Annotated in this window: 2 protein-coding genes; one reads left to right on the top strand and one right to left on the bottom strand. The window is 36.7% G+C overall.

The genetic code is table 11. The annotated features are described in order from the left end of the window. Positions 1 to 67: 67 nt before the first annotated feature. Positions 68 to 403 carry a helix-turn-helix domain-containing protein gene (locus A9G37_RS00795; RefSeq protein WP_065574338.1) on the top strand — a complete coding sequence of 112 codons (336 nt, stop codon included), beginning with the start codon at positions 68 to 70 and terminating at the stop codon, positions 401 to 403. Here the strand turns inward: A9G37_RS00795 and A9G37_RS00790 are convergent. Continuing rightward, a partial coding sequence (locus A9G37_RS00790; RefSeq protein ID WP_141670985.1) for an IS3 family transposase occupies positions 362 to 630 on the bottom strand: 269 nt, incomplete at its 5' end. The two genes, A9G37_RS00795 and A9G37_RS00790, sit on opposite strands and share 42 nt — an antisense overlap.

Here is a 630-nt window from a genome sequence, read left to right as displayed (position 1 = left end):
TGGAGTGAAGAAAGTAGAAAGGTGATTTATACTAGCACCTTCGCACCACCACAGTTTGGAGATTGCTATGTATTATAATCACCTTTCTAGGAAGGAAAGATACCAGATTTTCGTATTATTACAAGCCGGAAAGAATAAAAAAGAGATAGCCCAGCTACTCAATAGACATCCTTCGACAATAAGTCGAGAGATAAAAAGAAACTCAAAACCTAATCAAGCCTATCAAGCACATGATGCGGTAACCCTAGCTAGGAAAAGGCGGAAAAACAGCGGTAATGGTAAGCCAATAGAGTCTTCGGTATGGCGCCAAGTTGAAAAATACTTTGGTATGTCCACACTTTTTAGTACCAAAAAGATAAGGTCATCGATTTCTTTTGTATTCAATCGGCGACTGGTAATTTAATGTTGAATGAAGTCGATTATAATTAAACCAATCCACATAGTGATTAAATTCCAATTTAAGTTGCGCCAGTGAATCAAAAATAGTATTTGACACAAATTCTGTTTTCACTGCTTTGAATGTGCTTTCTGCAATTGCGTTATCATAGGGGCAGCCTTTGCGACTTAAGGACCGTTTAATTCCAAATGCTGTTAAACATTCATCAATCAAATGATTATCAAACTCTTTTC

This window comes from Gilliamella sp. GillExp13 (genome assembly GCF_001690815.1).
Classification (GTDB): domain Bacteria; phylum Pseudomonadota; class Gammaproteobacteria; order Enterobacterales; family Orbaceae; genus Gilliamella; species Gilliamella bombi.
This window is presented reverse-complemented; position numbering and strand designations above follow the sequence as displayed.